The following is a 14,642-nucleotide window of genomic DNA, read 5'->3' on the forward strand; positions in this document are numbered from 1 at the left end:
CATGCTCTGGGATGCTCTGAGTCTGCAGCTTGGCTATAACGCCACGCTGGTTGCTATCGGTGCGAGTTTGCTGGGCGTCTCGGCAGGAGTGACCGGGACTTTCCTGTTTCTGCGCAAACGTGCACTTGTCAGCGATGCGATCAGCCATGCGACCCTGCCGGGCGTCTGTCTGGCCTTCATGGTGATGGTGGCGTTGGGCGGGGATGGGCGCAATCTTCTGGGTCTGCTGGCCGGATCTGCGGTCTCGGCCTGGATTGGCCTGCTGTGTATGAATCGGCTGACCCGCCACACGCGTCTGGCCGAAGATGCTGCGATTGGCGCGGTCCTGTCGGTGTTCTTTGGCTTTGGCATCGTCCTGCTGACAGTCATTCAAACCATGGGCGTTGGCCGTCAGGCGGGGCTTGAGGGGTTCCTGCTGGGCTCGACCGCCGGGATGTTATGGGCGGATGCCTTGATCATCGCCATCGGCGGTGCGGCTACGCTGGTGCTGGTCCTGATCCTGCGCCGCCCCATGACATTGGTTGCCTTCGATCCCGAATACGCAGCGGCCCGAGGGCTGCCGGTGCATCGCATCGATCTTGCCATGATGGGCCTTGTTATGGCCGTGACTGTGGTTGGTCTGAAGATCGTCGGCCTGATCCTGATTGTCGCCTTGCTGATCATCCCTCCGGTCACTGCCCGGTTCTGGTCGGAACGGTCAGACCACGTGGTGATTTTGGCCGGTCTGGCAGGTGGATTGGCGGGCTATATTGGGGCCGCCCTGTCTGCAACCGCGCCAAACCTGCCGACCGGGCCGATCATCGTTCTGGTCAGTTTCGGCTTCTTCGTTCTGTCACTGTTCTTTGCGCCGGTGCGCGGTGTGTTGGCGGCTGTGCTGCGTCACCTGCGTTTCCAGCGCCGCGTTCACATCCGTCAGGGGTTGCTGGCCTTGGCGCAGGGTCAAAAGATCTACGAACCGCTGACCCTGCGCCTGCTGCGCCGCGCCGATCTGGTCCGCGCCGACGGGGTGGCGACCGAGGCCGGAAAGGCCCGCGCCGCCAAGGCCCTGCGTGACGAAAAACGGTGGGAGATCGTGCGCGCGGACCAAGCGCATGAGGCGACGGCGGCGCTCTATGACGGGTTGCGCGACATTGAAACCGTGCTGACCCGCGACCAGATCGCTGACATCGACCGCCGGATCGGCAACCCGCAGGAGGTTCCGGCATGAGCGGTGAGGAATTTGTCCCCCTGTCCCTGACGCCGCTGCTGATCGGTACCTTTGCGGCCATTGCCTGCGCGCTGCCCGGCAACTTTCTGGTGCTGCGCAAACAGGCCCTGATCGGGGATGCAATCAGCCATGTGGTCCTGCCCGGCATTGTCGTGGCCTTTCTGGTGACCGGAGCGATTTCGACCTGGCCCATGATGCTGGGCGCGGCGGGCGCGGCGATTGTGGCCGTGATCCTGATCGAGGCGATCCGGCGGCTGGGTCAGATCGAACCGGGGGCCGCCATGGGCGTGGTCTTTACCACCATGTTTGCAGCGGGCGTGCTGTTGTTGGAGCAGACCGACACTTCGACCGTGCATCTGGATGTGGAACATGCGCTTTACGGCAATCTGGAAAGCCTGATCTGGCTGGATGCAACCGGCTGGTCCTCGCTTTGGGATTGGCAGGCGCTGGCGGGCCTGCCGCCCGAACTGCCCCGGATCGCCATTGCTCTGCTGGGCGTTCTGCTGTTCACCTTCCTGTTCTGGCGTCCGCTGAAAATCTCGACCTTTGACGAAGGGTTCGCACGCACCATGGGCATCCGCACCAATGCGTTGGGTTTGGCCCTGGTGATCGTGGCGGCGATTGCAGCGGTCGCCGCGTTTGATGCGGTCGGGTCGATCATCGTGATCGCCATGTTCATCTGCCCGCCCGCAGCGGCCCGGATGATGACCAACCGGCTGGAAACCCAAATCGCGTGGAGCGTTGGTTTTGCGGTAATTTCAGCCGTGTCGGGTTATGTGTTGGCGGGCTACGGCCCGCTCTGGCTGGGTGCGGCGGATGCTGTCAGCGCCGCAGGCATGATCGCCACGATGTCCGGGTTGATCCTGGCCCTGACCGCAATCTTTGGTCCATGTCGGACGCGGGTCGGGGCGCACACGACTGCGTGAATTGGCGTTTTCCTGCCAGTGCTGTCCGCAGGTCATCGGCTGAACTCTGCCAAGACGGCCAAAGCGACAGTCTTAATAAGCCTTTTAGGCAAGCGCGTGTTAGATCGTGTTCATTGAAGGCTGAATACCTACCACTCACTTCGGCATGTCCGGGCAGTTGCGGTGCGAGGCCAGCGAATGCGCCCGCCGTCGATTGCCCGGACTTCCCCCTCTCTGAACGCTAATCCAAGCTGAATCACCGTTCAAACCGGTGGCAGAATCGCGTGCGGCTATGCTAGGTGTGGTGGTATGGCGCAATCAAACCCCAATATCAGCGACATTCGCCCTGTCATCCGGCAACTCGACGAAGCTGCGATCAATCGAATCGCGGCAGGCGAGGTGGTGGAGCGTCCGGCCTCGGCCGTGAAAGAGCTAGTCGAGAACGCAATCGATGCCGGGGCCACACGGGTTGCCATTGATATTGCCGATGGCGGCAAGACCCTGATCCGGGTCACCGATGATGGCTGCGGCATCGCGCCGGATGATCTGCCGCTGGCTTTGTCGCGGCATGCGACCTCGAAGATCGATGGGTCGGATTTGCTGAATATCCACACATTCGGGTTCCGGGGTGAGGCGCTGCCATCACTGGGCGCCGTGGGTCGGTTGACGATCACCAGCCGGGTGCCTGGGGCCGAGGCTGCGCAAATCCATGTTGCGGGCGGCAAGGCTGAGGCGGTCAAACCCGCCGCTCTGCGCGCAGGAACCGTTGTCGAACTGCGCGATCTGTTCTTCGCCACGCCCGCCCGGTTGAAGTTCATGCGCACCGACCGGGCCGAGGCGCAGGCGATCACCGATACCGTCAAACGTCTGGCCATGGCCGAACCGGCTGTGACCTTCACCCTGCGCGATGTCTCGGGCGGGGGCGAGGGGCGGGTGACCTTCCGCGCCGACCGCGAGAATGGCGATCTGTTCGACGCGCTGCACGCCCGTCTGGCCCGCGTTATTGGCCGCGAGTTCGCCGAAAACGCCCTGCGGATCGACGCCACGCGCGAGGGTATCCGTCTGTACGGTTATGCCGCGCTGCCCACCTATTCGCGCGGTGCGGCGGTGGCGCAGTATCTGTTCGTCAATGGCCGCCCCGTCCGTGACAAGATGCTGACCGGCGCTCTGCGTGCGGCCTATTTCGATTTCCTTAGCCGTGACCGTCACCCGGCGGCGGCGCTGTTCATCGACTGTGATCCGACACTTGTGGATGTGAACGTGCACCCTGCCAAATCCGAGGTCCGGTTCCGCGACCCCGGTGTGGCGCGGGGGCTGATCGTGTCCGCCCTGCGGCACGCCCTGGCCGAGGCCGGTCATCGCGCGTCCTCGACCGTGGCCAACGCGACCTTGGGGGCGATGCGTCCGGAACCGGCGCAACCTGCGCCCGCGCGGGTTTATCAGATGGACCGGTCTTCTCCTGCAGCACGGCAGGCCGCGTACCGCGCGCAGTCTCCGGGTTTTGCTGAACTGGCCAATGATTACAGCGGCAGCATTGTCGAACCGAGTCCGGCCGCGCCGGTCGCCGAAGAGCCACCGGCGCAGGACCTGCCTTTGGGCGCGGCACGAGGACAAGTACATGAGAACTACATAATCGCCCAGACCGCCGATGGCATGGTGATCGTCGACCAGCACGCAGCGCATGAGCGGCTGGTCTATGAGAAGCTGAAAACCCAGATGGCCGAAAACGGCGTCGCGGCGCAGGTGCTGCTGATCCCGGATATCGTGGAACTGTCCGAGGGCGATTGCGCCCGCCTGATGGCTGTGGCTGATGACCTGTCGAGGCTTGGCCTGACATTGGAACCCTTCGGCGGCGGGGCCATTGCCGTGCGCGAAACTCCGGCCATTTTGGGTGAGGTCGATGCCCGCGCGATGATACTGGATATCCTTGATGAACTGTCCGATCAGGGCGAAAGCCAGATGGTGCAGGCGCGGATCGAGGCGATCCTCAGCCGGGTGGCCTGTCATGTCTCGATCCGCTCGGGTCGCCGGATGCGCGCCGAGGAAATGAACGCCCTGCTGCGCGAGATGGAGGCGACGCCCCATTCCGGCCAGTGCAACCACGGGCGACCGACCTATGTGGAACTGAAACTCAGCGATATCGAACGGCTGTTCGGGCGCAGTTGATCCGGTGCTGCGAACGCGTTAAGAAGATCGAAACAAAACGAGAACATATTGAGCGACATGATCGAGATTGCAGGCACCCAATACGCGCTGAATGACCCCGTGGTCCTGACTGTTGGGGGCGTGGTGGCGCTGATTCTGCTTCTGTTGTTCCTGTCGTTGCGGGCGGCCAACCGCTCGGCCCGGATGACGGAACCGCTGGCGCGGCAGATGGCGCATCTGGGCCAGCATGTGCAGCAGTTGGGGCAGGGGCAGGAACAGTTGCGCGGCGGGTTGCAGCATGTCTCGGACACGCAGGCCAACGCGCAGGTGCAGGTGATCCAGACAGTCGAATCGCGCCTGTCCTCGGTGCAGCAGCAGATGAATGACCGGCTGGCCGATAACGCGATGAAATCAGCGCGCGCGCTGGCCGAGATGCAGGAGCGGATGAAGGAATCGCTGCACGGCTCATCGAAACAGACCGCAACATCCCTGACACAGTTGCAGGAACGTCTGGCCGCCATCGACAAGGCGCAGGACAATATCACCAAACTGTCGGGCGATGTGCTGTCGCTGCAAGATATTCTGTCGAACAAACAGACGCGCGGGGCGTTTGGTGAGATTCAGTTGAACGACATCGTCTCCAAGGCGCTACCCTCGGACAGTTTTCAGTTGCAGGCGACGCTGTCGAACGGACGGCGCGCCGATTGTCTGATCAACCTGCCGAACCCGCCGGGGCCGATTGTGATCGACAGTAAATTCCCGCTCGAGGCATATGAGGCGCTGATCGCGTCCACCAACGACGCCGAGTTGAAAGCGGCGGTGCAGATGTTCCGCAGCACGGTGCGCAAGCATATCAACGATATCTCCGAGAAATACATTCTGGACGGCGAAACCGCCGACGGCGCGCTGATGTTCCTGCCGTCCGAGGCGGTCTATGCCGAGTTGCACGCCAAATTCCCGGAACTGGTGCAGGAGAGTTTTTCGAAACGAGTCTGGATCGTCTCGCCCACCACCTGCATGGCGACACTGAACACCATGCGCGCGATCCTCAAAGACGCAAGGATGCGGGAACAGGCAGGGGCAATCCGCAAGGAACTGGGCCTGCTGCACAAGGATGTGGAACGTCTGGGCGACCGGGTATCCAATCTGGACCGGCATTTCGGACAGGCGGCCAAGGATATCTCGGAAATTAAGATCAGCGCGGAAAAGGCGGGCCGCAGGGCGCAGCGGCTGGACAATTTCGATTTCGAGGAACTGGCCCCCGACGATCACACAAACGTGGTTCCGTTGGGCAAGACCGAAGGCTAGGGCCTATTGGATCGACAGGTCCAGATTGTACCCAACCGTCTTTCCCGAGTCGCGGTCGTTGCCCATCAGATAGACACGGATTGTATAGTCTCCATCTGCGGGCAGGGTGATCCGGGCGGTGTTGCCCTCAATTGACCCGTTGTAGATCGCCACGCCATCGCTGCCGGGTGGCAGGATGTTGAAATAAATCACTCCATTTCCATTGGTGTCGCTGACTTGAAGTTCGGCGAACATCTCTTGCCCGGCCTGCGCATCCAGCGAATAGTCGAAATACTCATCGCCAGTGACAGTCCCGCTGACCATCGTGCCGAAATTGCCCGGCTCGAACTGCACCTCGGCCTTCATCTGGGCCGAGGCCATGGGGGCAACACAAACAAACGCCAATGTCATCAGGATTCTTGGGATCACATTCCTACCCCTTACGTCGCGTGTTCTCGCGGGCGCGAAATCGGTGGCTCAGATACGCAGGAAGGGCTGAAGCAAACGCGGCACCAGTTTGGTGAATTTCAGCGGCGCATCTGTCACGGCCAGACAGATGCAATCCTCTGTCATATCCGCCACCGGCGTGTGTTCCAGTTCCTCATCCGCGATCTCGACATCGCCGCGAGCAAAGCGATCCACTTCGTCCGAAAAAGCGCCTTGCAGAACCATGGTCAGTTCGGTGCCGTTATGCCCGTGATCCGGCACGGCCACACCCGCCGGAATGAACAACAGCCGCGCGGTCGCCTCGTTTGTGGTCGGCAGGATCGCCTGTTTGACACCCATGGCAATGGGCTTCCACTTGATGTCGTCCACAGTTCCGCCGACATAGTCTTGCAGAGGGGTCGGCAGGACGGCGCAGCCCGGACGGGCGGGCTTGGGGGTCGGTGCGCCTTGGGCGATCAGGGCCATTGTGGCAGCCAGAGACGTATCGCTCATGCTCATTGCATCGGATTGCTCTTCCAGAACATGCCCACCCACAGCGTCAAAGCTCTCGGCCCGTGCGCGGCAATGGTCGCACAGCGACAGATGCGTCGCGACCATCAGGTCGAACGCTTCGGGCAGAGAGCCGGCGGCATAAGCCATCAGCAGATCGTCCGTCAGGTGATGTTTGATCGGGTTGCTCATCTTACTCATCTCAGTTCATCGCGTGGCGCAAGCGGTCCAGCGCCAGCCGTATCCGTGATTTGATCGTGCCCAGCGGCAATCCGGTCTCAGATGCAATCTCTCGATGGCTCAGGTCTCCGAAATACGCCTTCTCGATCAGCTGTCTCTGCGCCTCTGGCAACGCCGACAGGGCATTGCGCAGTTGCGCGGTTTCCTGTTGCAGCGCAATGACATCGTCCTGATCCGGCTCGGCCTCGGGTCCCCATCCTAGCTCTTCGGGTTCGGGGCGGCGTTGCTTGCGCAGCACGTCAATGCGTTTGTTCCGAGCGATGGTGAACACCCAGGTGGCCACCGTTGCCCGTGCCGGATCGAACAGATGGGCCTTGTGCCACAAGGTCGCCATCACCTCTTGCGCGCATTCTTCGGCCATCGCGGCGTCTGATCCTGATTTCATCAGGAACGCCTTGATGCGTGGAGCGAAGTGCTGGAACAGCTCGGCAAAAGCCGCCTGATCCTGCGCGTCCCGGATGCGCCGGACATGGTCCACCCACTCGGTTCTGGTGTCGCAACTGGCTTTCGTTCCGTTCACCTGTCTACCCTTGAAGCGTTTCTTTGCGCGCCAAGGCTGAGGGGCGGCCCGTTCGGCCGCGGGTTCGTCCAAGGTCACGGTATTGATCTCGGTAAACATAACCACATTACGGTGGGTGGCCCAAGACGGATCACTTTCGCGCGACAAAATAATCCAATCTGCGCTAGGTTTCGTATTGGATACAAACGGTGTTCGCGGAAAAGAGCGCCATTTGAACAGTTTACAGGCACAGCGGATACGCGGCGAAATGAAGAAAATCGATCATATCGCAGGTCACACCTATCACGGACGCAAAGGCGCGATACGGAATGCGTTTCGCTATTCGGTCGACTATATCCTGCTGGACCCCGAGGCCGACCCCGAGACACCTTTCCTGTTCTCGATCGACCGGGCAAACGTTACCAACTGGCGCGGCACCGATCATGGCGGAGAACCGGGGCAGGGTGTCGGCGCACAATGGCTGCGGGCGCGGTTCGATGACATGGATGTGCCGCCGCCCGCGCAGATCATGTTGCTGACGCAGCCCCGCGTGCTGGGCCATGTGTTCAACCCGGTCAGCTTCTGGTTCTGCTTCGACAGCAAGGATCAGCTATACGCCGTGGTGGCCGAGGTCACGAACACCTATGGCACCCGCCACAGCTATGTCTGCCACAAGCCGGATTTCGTGCCGATCGACCCGTCGGATCGGGTGGTTGCGGACAAGCTGATGCATGTTTCGCCGTTTCAGGTCATCGAAGGAAGGTACACGTTCCGCTTTGACTATCGGCCCGAGCGGGTTGGGGTCTGGATCGATTACGGACGAAAGGGCGGTGGCCTGATCGCCACGTTGACCGGACCACGCCAACCGCTAACCAACCGCACGATCCTTTGGTCGCTGCTGCGCCGCCCGTTTGGGGCGCGGCGGACATTCACGCTGATCGTCTGGCAGGCGATGAAGCTGTGGCTGAAAAAGGCGCGCTTCCGCCCGTTTCGCACCGCGCCGGTGCCCGATCACCCGGTATCGCGGGTCCGGCGCTAGCGCGGGCCTTGTTTGCGTAAGATCAAAGACTCGGGCGTGGCGAACAGGTCAGATGGCCGTGAACCGCGAACACGAGGAGCTGAAGACATGCTGGAAATTTCGGCAAGAAAAGTCGCCCAGGTGGCCATGATGGGCCGCGAGCTGGAACGGGCAGAGGGCGAATTGCGCGCCTTTGTCGACCGCATGAGCGAGGACGAACAGGCCGAACTGGTGGCCATCATGTGGATCGGCCGCGAGAGCTTTTTCGCCGAAGATCTTGCCGAAGCCATCGCAACGGCCAAATCCGAAGCCTCGACCCCCTGTGCGGATTACCTGATCGGCACGCCGCACCTGTCGGATCACCTGGAGAACGGGCTGGATGCGCTGGGGATTTCGGCTGAGGATGTTGAGAATGATCTGATGTAGCCTCGGCCAGCGCCCTGGTTTGATACGGTGCGATCCCCCATCTCAAAAAGTTAACGAACATTAACGAGGCCGCGTAGCTTCGTTAATGACCCGCTCCTTTATTTGAACTCAGACGGCCTGAAACCCCGAGTTCAAGGAGGAGAGAGAAATGGAACTTTTGCACACCGCCAGACCGCAGAACAGCCTGCTTGCTTCCCTGATGTCCACCTACGCAGACGCCCGCATCGAACTCAACCGGCGTCGGACATATGCACAAGCCACCCGCGTATTGGAAAACCTGAGCGACCGTCAATTGCAGGACATTGGCGTCCCTCGCAGTCAGATCAACCAGATTGCATATGACAATACCTACAACGGCCCGCGCCTCCGCAGATGAAGGCGCAACGGAACACCATTGGTTTTGGAACATGTCGGGAGGTTGAAAGATGTTTGACGGAAACCCTGTGAGTGAAATGACGCCTGCGGCAAGCGCCTTATTACTGTTTGATCGTGCAATGAAGATACGCGCGATCAGTGCCGATATTGTGTGTGCGGCTCAGGAGTTGAACCGGATGTCAGACCACGAGCTGTCGGAGCTTGGCATAAACCGAAGTGATGTCGAGGACACAATCCAGCGCTACATTTGAAGGGGTCGTCTGACGCGACCACGTCAAGAGCTTGCGTTGTCTTTGGTGACCGCTGAAATCAAATAGCCATTCCAGTCGAAACGGAATGGCTATTTGGTGTTTCGGGTGTCGTGACCAGCCTTAGGCCAGATGATCCACAACTTGCAGATGCTGCGCCAGCGTATCGATCTCAGCCATCCAATCCTGTACCAGTTTCGGATCGCTGGGGGCCGCGTGCACGCCTGCGGGTATGGCGCGGTTCAGGACGGCCTCGATGGCCAGTGAGACCGGGATCGACACCAGCCGCGCCATGGCGGTGCCGCGTTGGTCACCCCAGGCGTCCATGACGTAGGTTTTGTGCCAGACCGGAATGCCGTCTTTCTCGGCCTTCAGGGCGACGCAGAGGACCACGCGGTCGGGCTCGCCCTCGTCATAGGCGTTTTCGGTCCAGAACTGGTCCGACATCTCTTTCAGGCGGGCGTCGCCTTGCGCTCCCGAGAGGGTCTCGATTTCCGTGAACACATCCGCCCACGCATCCGCCCAGCCGTTCAGGCGCAGGGTGCCGCGGACGAATTCCTTGACCGGCCAGTGATCCTCGAAATGGTACTGCGCCATGAAGGGGATCGAGTCGCGGTTCGGGTAGACCTCAAAGCTTTCCGGGGTGGGCAGGGGGGCGATGTAGCTGCTGATCGCGTCCCATGGGCGGACGACGTCCAGCGGGGCGTAGTCGCGGATCGATTTCGAAGGTGAGCGCAGGGCTTTCAGCACACCCAGCGGCGACCAGCTGAACTTGTAGCGGAACGGGTTGGGGTGCTTGGGGATACCGCCGCAATACGAGATGAAGCTCAGGTGGTTTTCCGCATCGAACGCGTCCGAGGCGCGGTAGTCGTCAACCAGCGCGTGCGCCATCAGGTGGTCGATGCCGGGATCCAGCCCGACCTCGTTAACCAGCGCCACACCGGCCTCGCGCGCCTTGTCGTCCAGCGCGCGCATCTCGGGCGCGATGTAGGACGACGAGACGAAATTGGCCTGTTTCGAGATCGCCAGTTCCGCCAGCGGCACGTGCCAGTCGCCCGGCAGCATCGAGACGATCACGTCGCCCTTTGCCAGAACCGCACCCAAAGCGTCGATGTCAAAGGCGCGGATGTCGTCGGTCAGGTCTCCGACCTCGGCCTGGGCCTTTTCGATGGTCCGGTTCCAGACGGTGACCTTGTGCCCGCCTTCGATCAGGCGGCGCAGGCCGGGGATGGCCGACAGGCCGGTGCCACACCAGTGAATGGTCATCGTTCAGATCCCTTCGATATGGGTTTTGTAGGTTGCTTCTGCCCGGCCCCATACGCCGCTATCCAGATCGGTCAGTGTCAGCAGAGAGGGCAGCAGTTGCGCGGCGTAGTCTTGCGAGCTTTCGACCGGCAGCATCGATGGCAGGTTGTCGATCGCCATCACGTCCATCACCGTGTTGGTGGCCACGCGCAGGGCGGGGGCGTCCCATGTGGTGGCGCGGTCGTACACGGGCACCGGGTTGTAATCGCTGTCCGGGTCGCAGGCAACGTCGCCGATAGCGGTCAGATTACGCGGGGCGGTCAAGGCCTCTTGCGGGACAAAGGCGGGTGTGCCGGGGCGGGCGAAGATGCAGTTCAGGAACAGGTCGTGGTTCAGAATTTCGGGGAACGGCCCGCCGCTGGCGGTCTCGGCCATGTCCCATTTGGTGACGGAAACACCCATCGCCTCGCACAGATCCGCCGCCCCGGTGCCGACACGGCCAAGGGCACCGATGACGATGGCGCGGGGGCGGTTTGCGCCCGTTGCGTCCAGTTCCGCCAGCAGTTCGGCATTCAGCGCATCTTTGCCGGGATAGACGCCAACCGGCGGGCATTGCTGTCCGCGTTGCTGCGCGGCCCATGTTTTCAGCGTGACCGCAGCCCCGGCATAGCCCGCCCAGTAGCCAAAGGCGGCGACACGGCGGCCATCCTCATCCACCAGATATTCCAGATCATAAAGCGTGCCGCCGCCAGCCTTGAACCGTTCCAGCAATGCGCGGCCCGAATGCTGGCCCTTGTAGGCATGGCCGAACATGATGTGGCGATGGGGCAGGGGGGTGCCGTCCTCGGGCAGTTCCTTGAGGCCGAAGATAATCGCATCCAGCGGCGCTTCGGGCCAGGAATTTTCAGCCGCGATCTCGCAGCCCGCATCCCGGTAGCCATCAATCGCAATGGCGCGAACCGAACTTTCCTCGACTGTCACGCGGATACCAGCCGCGATCAGGGCGGCGGCCCCTTCGGGGGTCAGCCCCACCCGTTCCTCGTTCGGGCGCTGTTCTGCCCGGACCCAGAGATGTGTCATGCGTTGTCCTTTTGTCAGAGCATTCCGGCGGCCCGCACCGCCTGTACCGATGCGCGTGCCTCCATCGCCTCGCGGAAGGCCAGAATTTTGGGAAAGGCCGAGACGTCAACACCGTCGCCCTCAAGCCAGCTGCAAACGACATACAGATACGCATCCGCCAGCGAGAACTGATCGCCCAGCACAAACGGCCCGCGCAGCCCGTTCGACGAGATATAGTCACAGGACGCGGTCATCGTCTGCGGAACCTTGTCCTTCATATCTTTCCAGCTGGCTTTCTTGTCAGCCCAACGCGGCCCGCGAATTTTGTGGGCGTGGTTCACATGCATTGTTGAGGCGAGGTAATACATCACCTCGCGCATCCGCGCCGCCATGATCGGATCGTCGGGCACCAGCTCCGCCTTGGGGGCAACGGCTGCGATATAATCCAGCAGCGCACCGGTTTCGGTCAGGATACCGCCATCGACCACCAGCGCCGGAACGCGCCCCTTGGGGTTAATCTGCTTGTAGGCCGGTTTCGTCTGCTCCCCCTCGGCGAAGTCCAGCCTGATGGCCTCATAATCCAGCCCCGCCTCTTCCAGCGCGATGGCAACTGCGACCGAGATGGTGCGGGGGGCATAATAAAGCTGCATCGGGGCCTCCTTACAGATGGGTTTGCGCGAACTGCCGGTCGGGGGCCTCCAGATGCGGGACGGCGTTGAACAGGACCGGGCTGAGATGCGCGCCAATCGGGTGCAGACGATGCATCGACGTGTTCATGATGGCAAGGGCCACTCGTGCCATGGATGGTATGTCCAGCCCCATCGCCTGCCGCACCACCATCGAGATCAACCCGCCCGAGGTGACAACGATGGCTGGCCCTCCCTCGGTTCCGATGTCGCGCAGGGCATCGCGAACGCGGGTTTCGAACTGGTCGAAAGTTTCCGGCGCGTTCTCGATGTCACCCTTGGCCCAGGCGGCGAAGGTCTTGGGCAGGTGCTCGACAAAGCCTTCGCGATCCGTGGGGACCGCAACGCCGTGCTGCTCCTCGAACAGTTGGGCAATCGTGAAATACTCGATCTCGTTCAACCGCGCGTCTCGGATCGGATCATTCAGCCCCATGCTGGAGGCGGTTTCGGCGTGGCGGGTCAGGGTGCCGCAATAGACGCGCGTATAGTGGCTGCGCGTGTCCCGCAGATGCGCACCCAGCCAGCGGGCCTGTTGATGCCCCAGATCGCTGAGCTTGTCATAGTTCTTCTCGTCCCGCGCCGCCGTGTTGGCCTGCCCGTGACGCACCAAAGTGATATGTGACATGTCGGTCCCTCTTACGCAGACGTCTTAGGGCACGTTCCATGCAGGGACCAGAGGGGTTTCGCGCCCGCCCGAAAAAATCCTCGCTGCGGGGTCATTTGTGGCTATGTTCGGCGCGGATAGCGTAGGAGGGGGTCAATGCCAGTCGATCACAAACGGTTCTTGTCCGATCTGCACATGCTGCGCACATTCGGCGCGTCGGGTGTTGGCAAGGGGGTGGTCCGTCCCGCCTATTCACAGGCCGATATCGCTGCGCGGAAATGGCTGGCCAGGCGCATGGCCGAGGCTGGCCTGACACCGCATTTCGACCCGGTCGGGAACTTGTTCGGGTTGGCAGACGGTCCGTCTTTGCTGATGGGGTCGCATTCCGACAGCCAGCCCGAAGGCGGTTGGCTGGACGGCGCGCTGGGCGTCATCGCTGCGCTTGAAGTGGCGCGATCCAGCGACCGCCCAATCTCGGTCGTGAGTTTTCAGGATGAAGAGGGGCGCTTTGGCGTCACCACCGGGTCCGCGGTCTGGTCCGGCGGGTTGCCGCTGGAGAAGGCGGATGCGTTGACCGACGGTTCCGGTGTCCGATTTGCTGAGGCGCGATCGGGTATGGCCGACCTTTCACAAGGCTTTGTGGACCCTTCCCGGTTCAGCGGGTTCATCGAGATGCATATCGAACAGGGCCCTGCGCTTGACGCCTCAGATCAGCAGATCGGCGTTGTCACGGATATTGTCGGCATTCGCGATATGTCGATCACGTTCGAGGGTCAGCAGAACCATGCGGGCACCACACCCATGCATCTGCGGCGTGATGCGTTTCAGGCCCTCTCCCTGTTCAATGCGCGCCTGAATGATCGGTTTCAGAATGTGGTAACGCCGCAAACCGTCTGGACCATCGGGCGCGTGGATCTTCATCCCAATGCCTCCTCCATCGTGCCGGGGCGGGTGCGATTCTCGACGCAATGGCGCGATGGCGATGCAGATCGTCTGGTCCGCATGGAAGATATCGTCCGGGAAACTGCCGAAAGCGTGGCCGAGGAACTGGGGATGGTGCTGCATTTCGGCACGATGCTGGGGCTCGAGCCTGTTGCCATGGATAAGACGCTGCGCAGTGCGTTAGAGCGGGGTGCCGAGCAGGTCGCGCCGGGCAATTGGCAACAGATGCCTTCGGGGGCCTTGCACGATGCCACCAACGTGTCACGCCTGATGCCGGTTGCGATGCTGTTTGTGCCCTCGATCAACGGAATCAGCCATGATTTTGCCGAAGACACGGCTGAGAGTGACCTGATCGCCGGTCTCCGGGTGCTGGAACATGCCGTCGCCGAATTGAACGGTCAGAATTGACACTTGGTTGCCAATTCACTGATATATGGTGGAAAATTCTAAGCTATGTCATACAGGTTTGGCCTCCGCTGCGGATCTTCACGAAGCTGTGCCACCGTGATCGTTTTGCGAGTGTTGCGTAACGGAAAAAAGTTTCCTATAGGAACATCAGGGATGCATGCACCCGTATACTGGCCGGTCCGGTGGCGGCTCTGGCCGGAAATCCTGGGCTGAATCGTTGCAAAAAATGCAACTTTGGTCAGACTGGCGGATATGCGTTCTGACAAATTGAACCACAGAAGGTTTTCGCCATGACCTCACCGAAACGCACGCCCTTGTACGCCTTGCACGTTGAGTTGGGAGGTAAGCTGGTTGATTTTGCGGGCTGGGAGATGCCTGTTCAGTATCCGATGGGGATTATGGGGGAACATAA

16 protein-coding genes and 1 pseudogene are annotated in these 14,642 nt (G+C 61.4%); 10 read left to right on the forward strand and 7 right to left on the reverse strand.

What is annotated here, in order from left to right; all coding sequences use genetic code 11:
- Nucleotide 1: 1 nt before the first annotated feature.
- The 4 genes from ACR0MO_RS11230 to ACR0MO_RS11245 all read left to right on the forward strand — a co-directional run bounded on the left by ACR0MO_RS11230 (nt 2) and on the right by ACR0MO_RS11245 (nt 5,565).
- Nucleotides 2-1,207: a metal ABC transporter permease gene (locus ACR0MO_RS11230; protein ID WP_480891243.1), complete on the forward strand. Its 1,206-nt coding sequence runs from the start codon at nt 2-4 to the stop codon at nt 1,205-1,207.
- Nucleotides 1,204-2,133: a metal ABC transporter permease gene (locus ACR0MO_RS11235; protein WP_170623185.1), complete on the forward strand. Its 930-nt coding sequence runs from the start codon at nt 1,204-1,206 to the stop codon at nt 2,131-2,133. Before ACR0MO_RS11230 ends, ACR0MO_RS11235 begins: the two co-directional genes overlap by 4 nt.
- Before the next feature lie 288 nt (nt 2,134-2,421).
- Entirely contained in the window at nt 2,422-4,278 is a 1,857-nt protein-coding gene (gene mutL, locus ACR0MO_RS11240; protein ID WP_480891246.1) for a DNA mismatch repair endonuclease MutL, read from the forward strand.
- A 57-nt stretch (nt 4,279-4,335) separates the two neighbouring features.
- Nucleotides 4,336-5,565 carry a DNA recombination protein RmuC gene (locus ACR0MO_RS11245; protein ID WP_170623609.1) on the forward strand — a complete coding sequence of 410 codons (1,230 nt, stop codon included), beginning with the start codon at nt 4,336-4,338 and terminating at the stop codon, nt 5,563-5,565.
- A gap of 3 nt (nt 5,566-5,568) precedes the next feature.
- On the opposite strand, the gene ACR0MO_RS11250 is transcribed toward ACR0MO_RS11245, so the two are convergent.
- From ACR0MO_RS11250 to ACR0MO_RS11260, 3 genes are all read right to left on the reverse strand, one after another.
- Nucleotides 5,569-5,955, reverse strand: coding sequence for a hypothetical protein (locus ACR0MO_RS11250; protein WP_170453705.1), 387 nt, complete (start codon nt 5,953-5,955; stop codon nt 5,569-5,571).
- Nucleotides 5,956-6,021: 66 nt separating this feature from the next.
- Complete coding sequence (locus ACR0MO_RS11255; RefSeq protein WP_170623180.1) at nt 6,022-6,672, reverse strand: ChrR family anti-sigma-E factor; 651 nt, start codon at nt 6,670-6,672, stop codon at nt 6,022-6,024.
- A 10-nt stretch (nt 6,673-6,682) separates the two neighbouring features.
- Nucleotides 6,683-7,240 (reverse strand): sigma-70 family RNA polymerase sigma factor, encoded by a 558-nt coding sequence (locus ACR0MO_RS11260; protein ID WP_480626599.1) that lies wholly within the window; start codon nt 7,238-7,240, stop codon nt 6,683-6,685.
- Between the two features lie 247 nt (nt 7,241-7,487).
- On the opposite strand from ACR0MO_RS11260, the gene ACR0MO_RS11265 reads away from it, so the two are divergent.
- The 4 genes from ACR0MO_RS11265 to ACR0MO_RS11280 all read left to right on the forward strand — a co-directional run bounded on the left by ACR0MO_RS11265 (nt 7,488) and on the right by ACR0MO_RS11280 (nt 9,289).
- Nucleotides 7,488-8,258 carry a DUF1365 domain-containing protein gene (locus tag ACR0MO_RS11265; protein ID WP_170453659.1) on the forward strand — a complete coding sequence of 257 codons (771 nt, stop codon included), beginning with the start codon at nt 7,488-7,490 and terminating at the stop codon, nt 8,256-8,258.
- An 87-nt stretch (nt 8,259-8,345) separates the two neighbouring features.
- Nucleotides 8,346-8,663, forward strand: coding sequence for a DUF3775 domain-containing protein (locus tag ACR0MO_RS11270; protein WP_170521355.1), 318 nt, complete (start codon nt 8,346-8,348; stop codon nt 8,661-8,663).
- A gap of 148 nt (nt 8,664-8,811) precedes the next feature.
- A complete protein-coding gene (locus tag ACR0MO_RS11275) occupies nt 8,812-9,039 on the forward strand; it encodes a YjiS-like domain-containing protein (RefSeq protein WP_170521357.1) in 228 nt (75 codons plus the stop codon).
- A gap of 49 nt (nt 9,040-9,088) precedes the next feature.
- Nucleotides 9,089-9,289 carry a YjiS-like domain-containing protein gene (locus ACR0MO_RS11280; RefSeq protein WP_170453662.1) on the forward strand — a complete coding sequence of 67 codons (201 nt, stop codon included), beginning with the start codon at nt 9,089-9,091 and terminating at the stop codon, nt 9,287-9,289.
- A 120-nt stretch (nt 9,290-9,409) separates the two neighbouring features.
- On the opposite strand, the gene ACR0MO_RS11285 is transcribed toward ACR0MO_RS11280, so the two are convergent.
- From ACR0MO_RS11285 to ACR0MO_RS11300, 4 genes are read right to left on the reverse strand one after another with little or no spacing between them, the layout of a single operon-like run.
- Nucleotides 9,410-10,552 (reverse strand): saccharopine dehydrogenase C-terminal domain-containing protein, encoded by a 1,143-nt coding sequence (locus tag ACR0MO_RS11285; protein ID WP_170521359.1) that lies wholly within the window; start codon nt 10,550-10,552, stop codon nt 9,410-9,412.
- Nucleotides 10,553-10,555: 3 nt separating this feature from the next.
- On the reverse strand, nt 10,556-11,611 hold the full coding sequence (locus ACR0MO_RS11290; protein ID WP_480891251.1) for a saccharopine dehydrogenase: 1,056 nt from the start codon (nt 11,609-11,611) through the stop codon (nt 10,556-10,558).
- A gap of 14 nt (nt 11,612-11,625) precedes the next feature.
- Nucleotides 11,626-12,240, reverse strand: a complete 615-nt coding sequence (locus tag ACR0MO_RS11295) for a glutathione S-transferase family protein (RefSeq protein ID WP_170521363.1) — start codon at nt 12,238-12,240, stop codon at nt 11,626-11,628.
- 10 nt (nt 12,241-12,250) lie between these two features.
- A complete protein-coding gene (locus tag ACR0MO_RS11300; RefSeq protein ID WP_170453666.1) occupies nt 12,251-12,901 on the reverse strand; it encodes a histidine phosphatase family protein in 651 nt (216 codons plus the stop codon).
- Nucleotides 12,902-13,036: 135 nt separating this feature from the next.
- Here ACR0MO_RS11300 and ACR0MO_RS11305 point away from each other — a divergent pair, with 135 nt between their 5' ends.
- Both ACR0MO_RS11305 and gcvT read left to right on the forward strand, forming a co-directional pair.
- Nucleotides 13,037-14,230 (forward strand): Zn-dependent hydrolase, encoded by a 1,194-nt coding sequence (locus ACR0MO_RS11305; RefSeq protein WP_480891254.1) that lies wholly within the window; start codon nt 13,037-13,039, stop codon nt 14,228-14,230.
- Between the two features lie 290 nt (nt 14,231-14,520).
- Nucleotides 14,521-14,642 (forward strand): annotated as a pseudogene (gene gcvT, locus ACR0MO_RS11310) (glycine cleavage system aminomethyltransferase GcvT); the annotation flags it as partial.

The organism is Ruegeria sp. K5 (assembly GCF_056531805.1).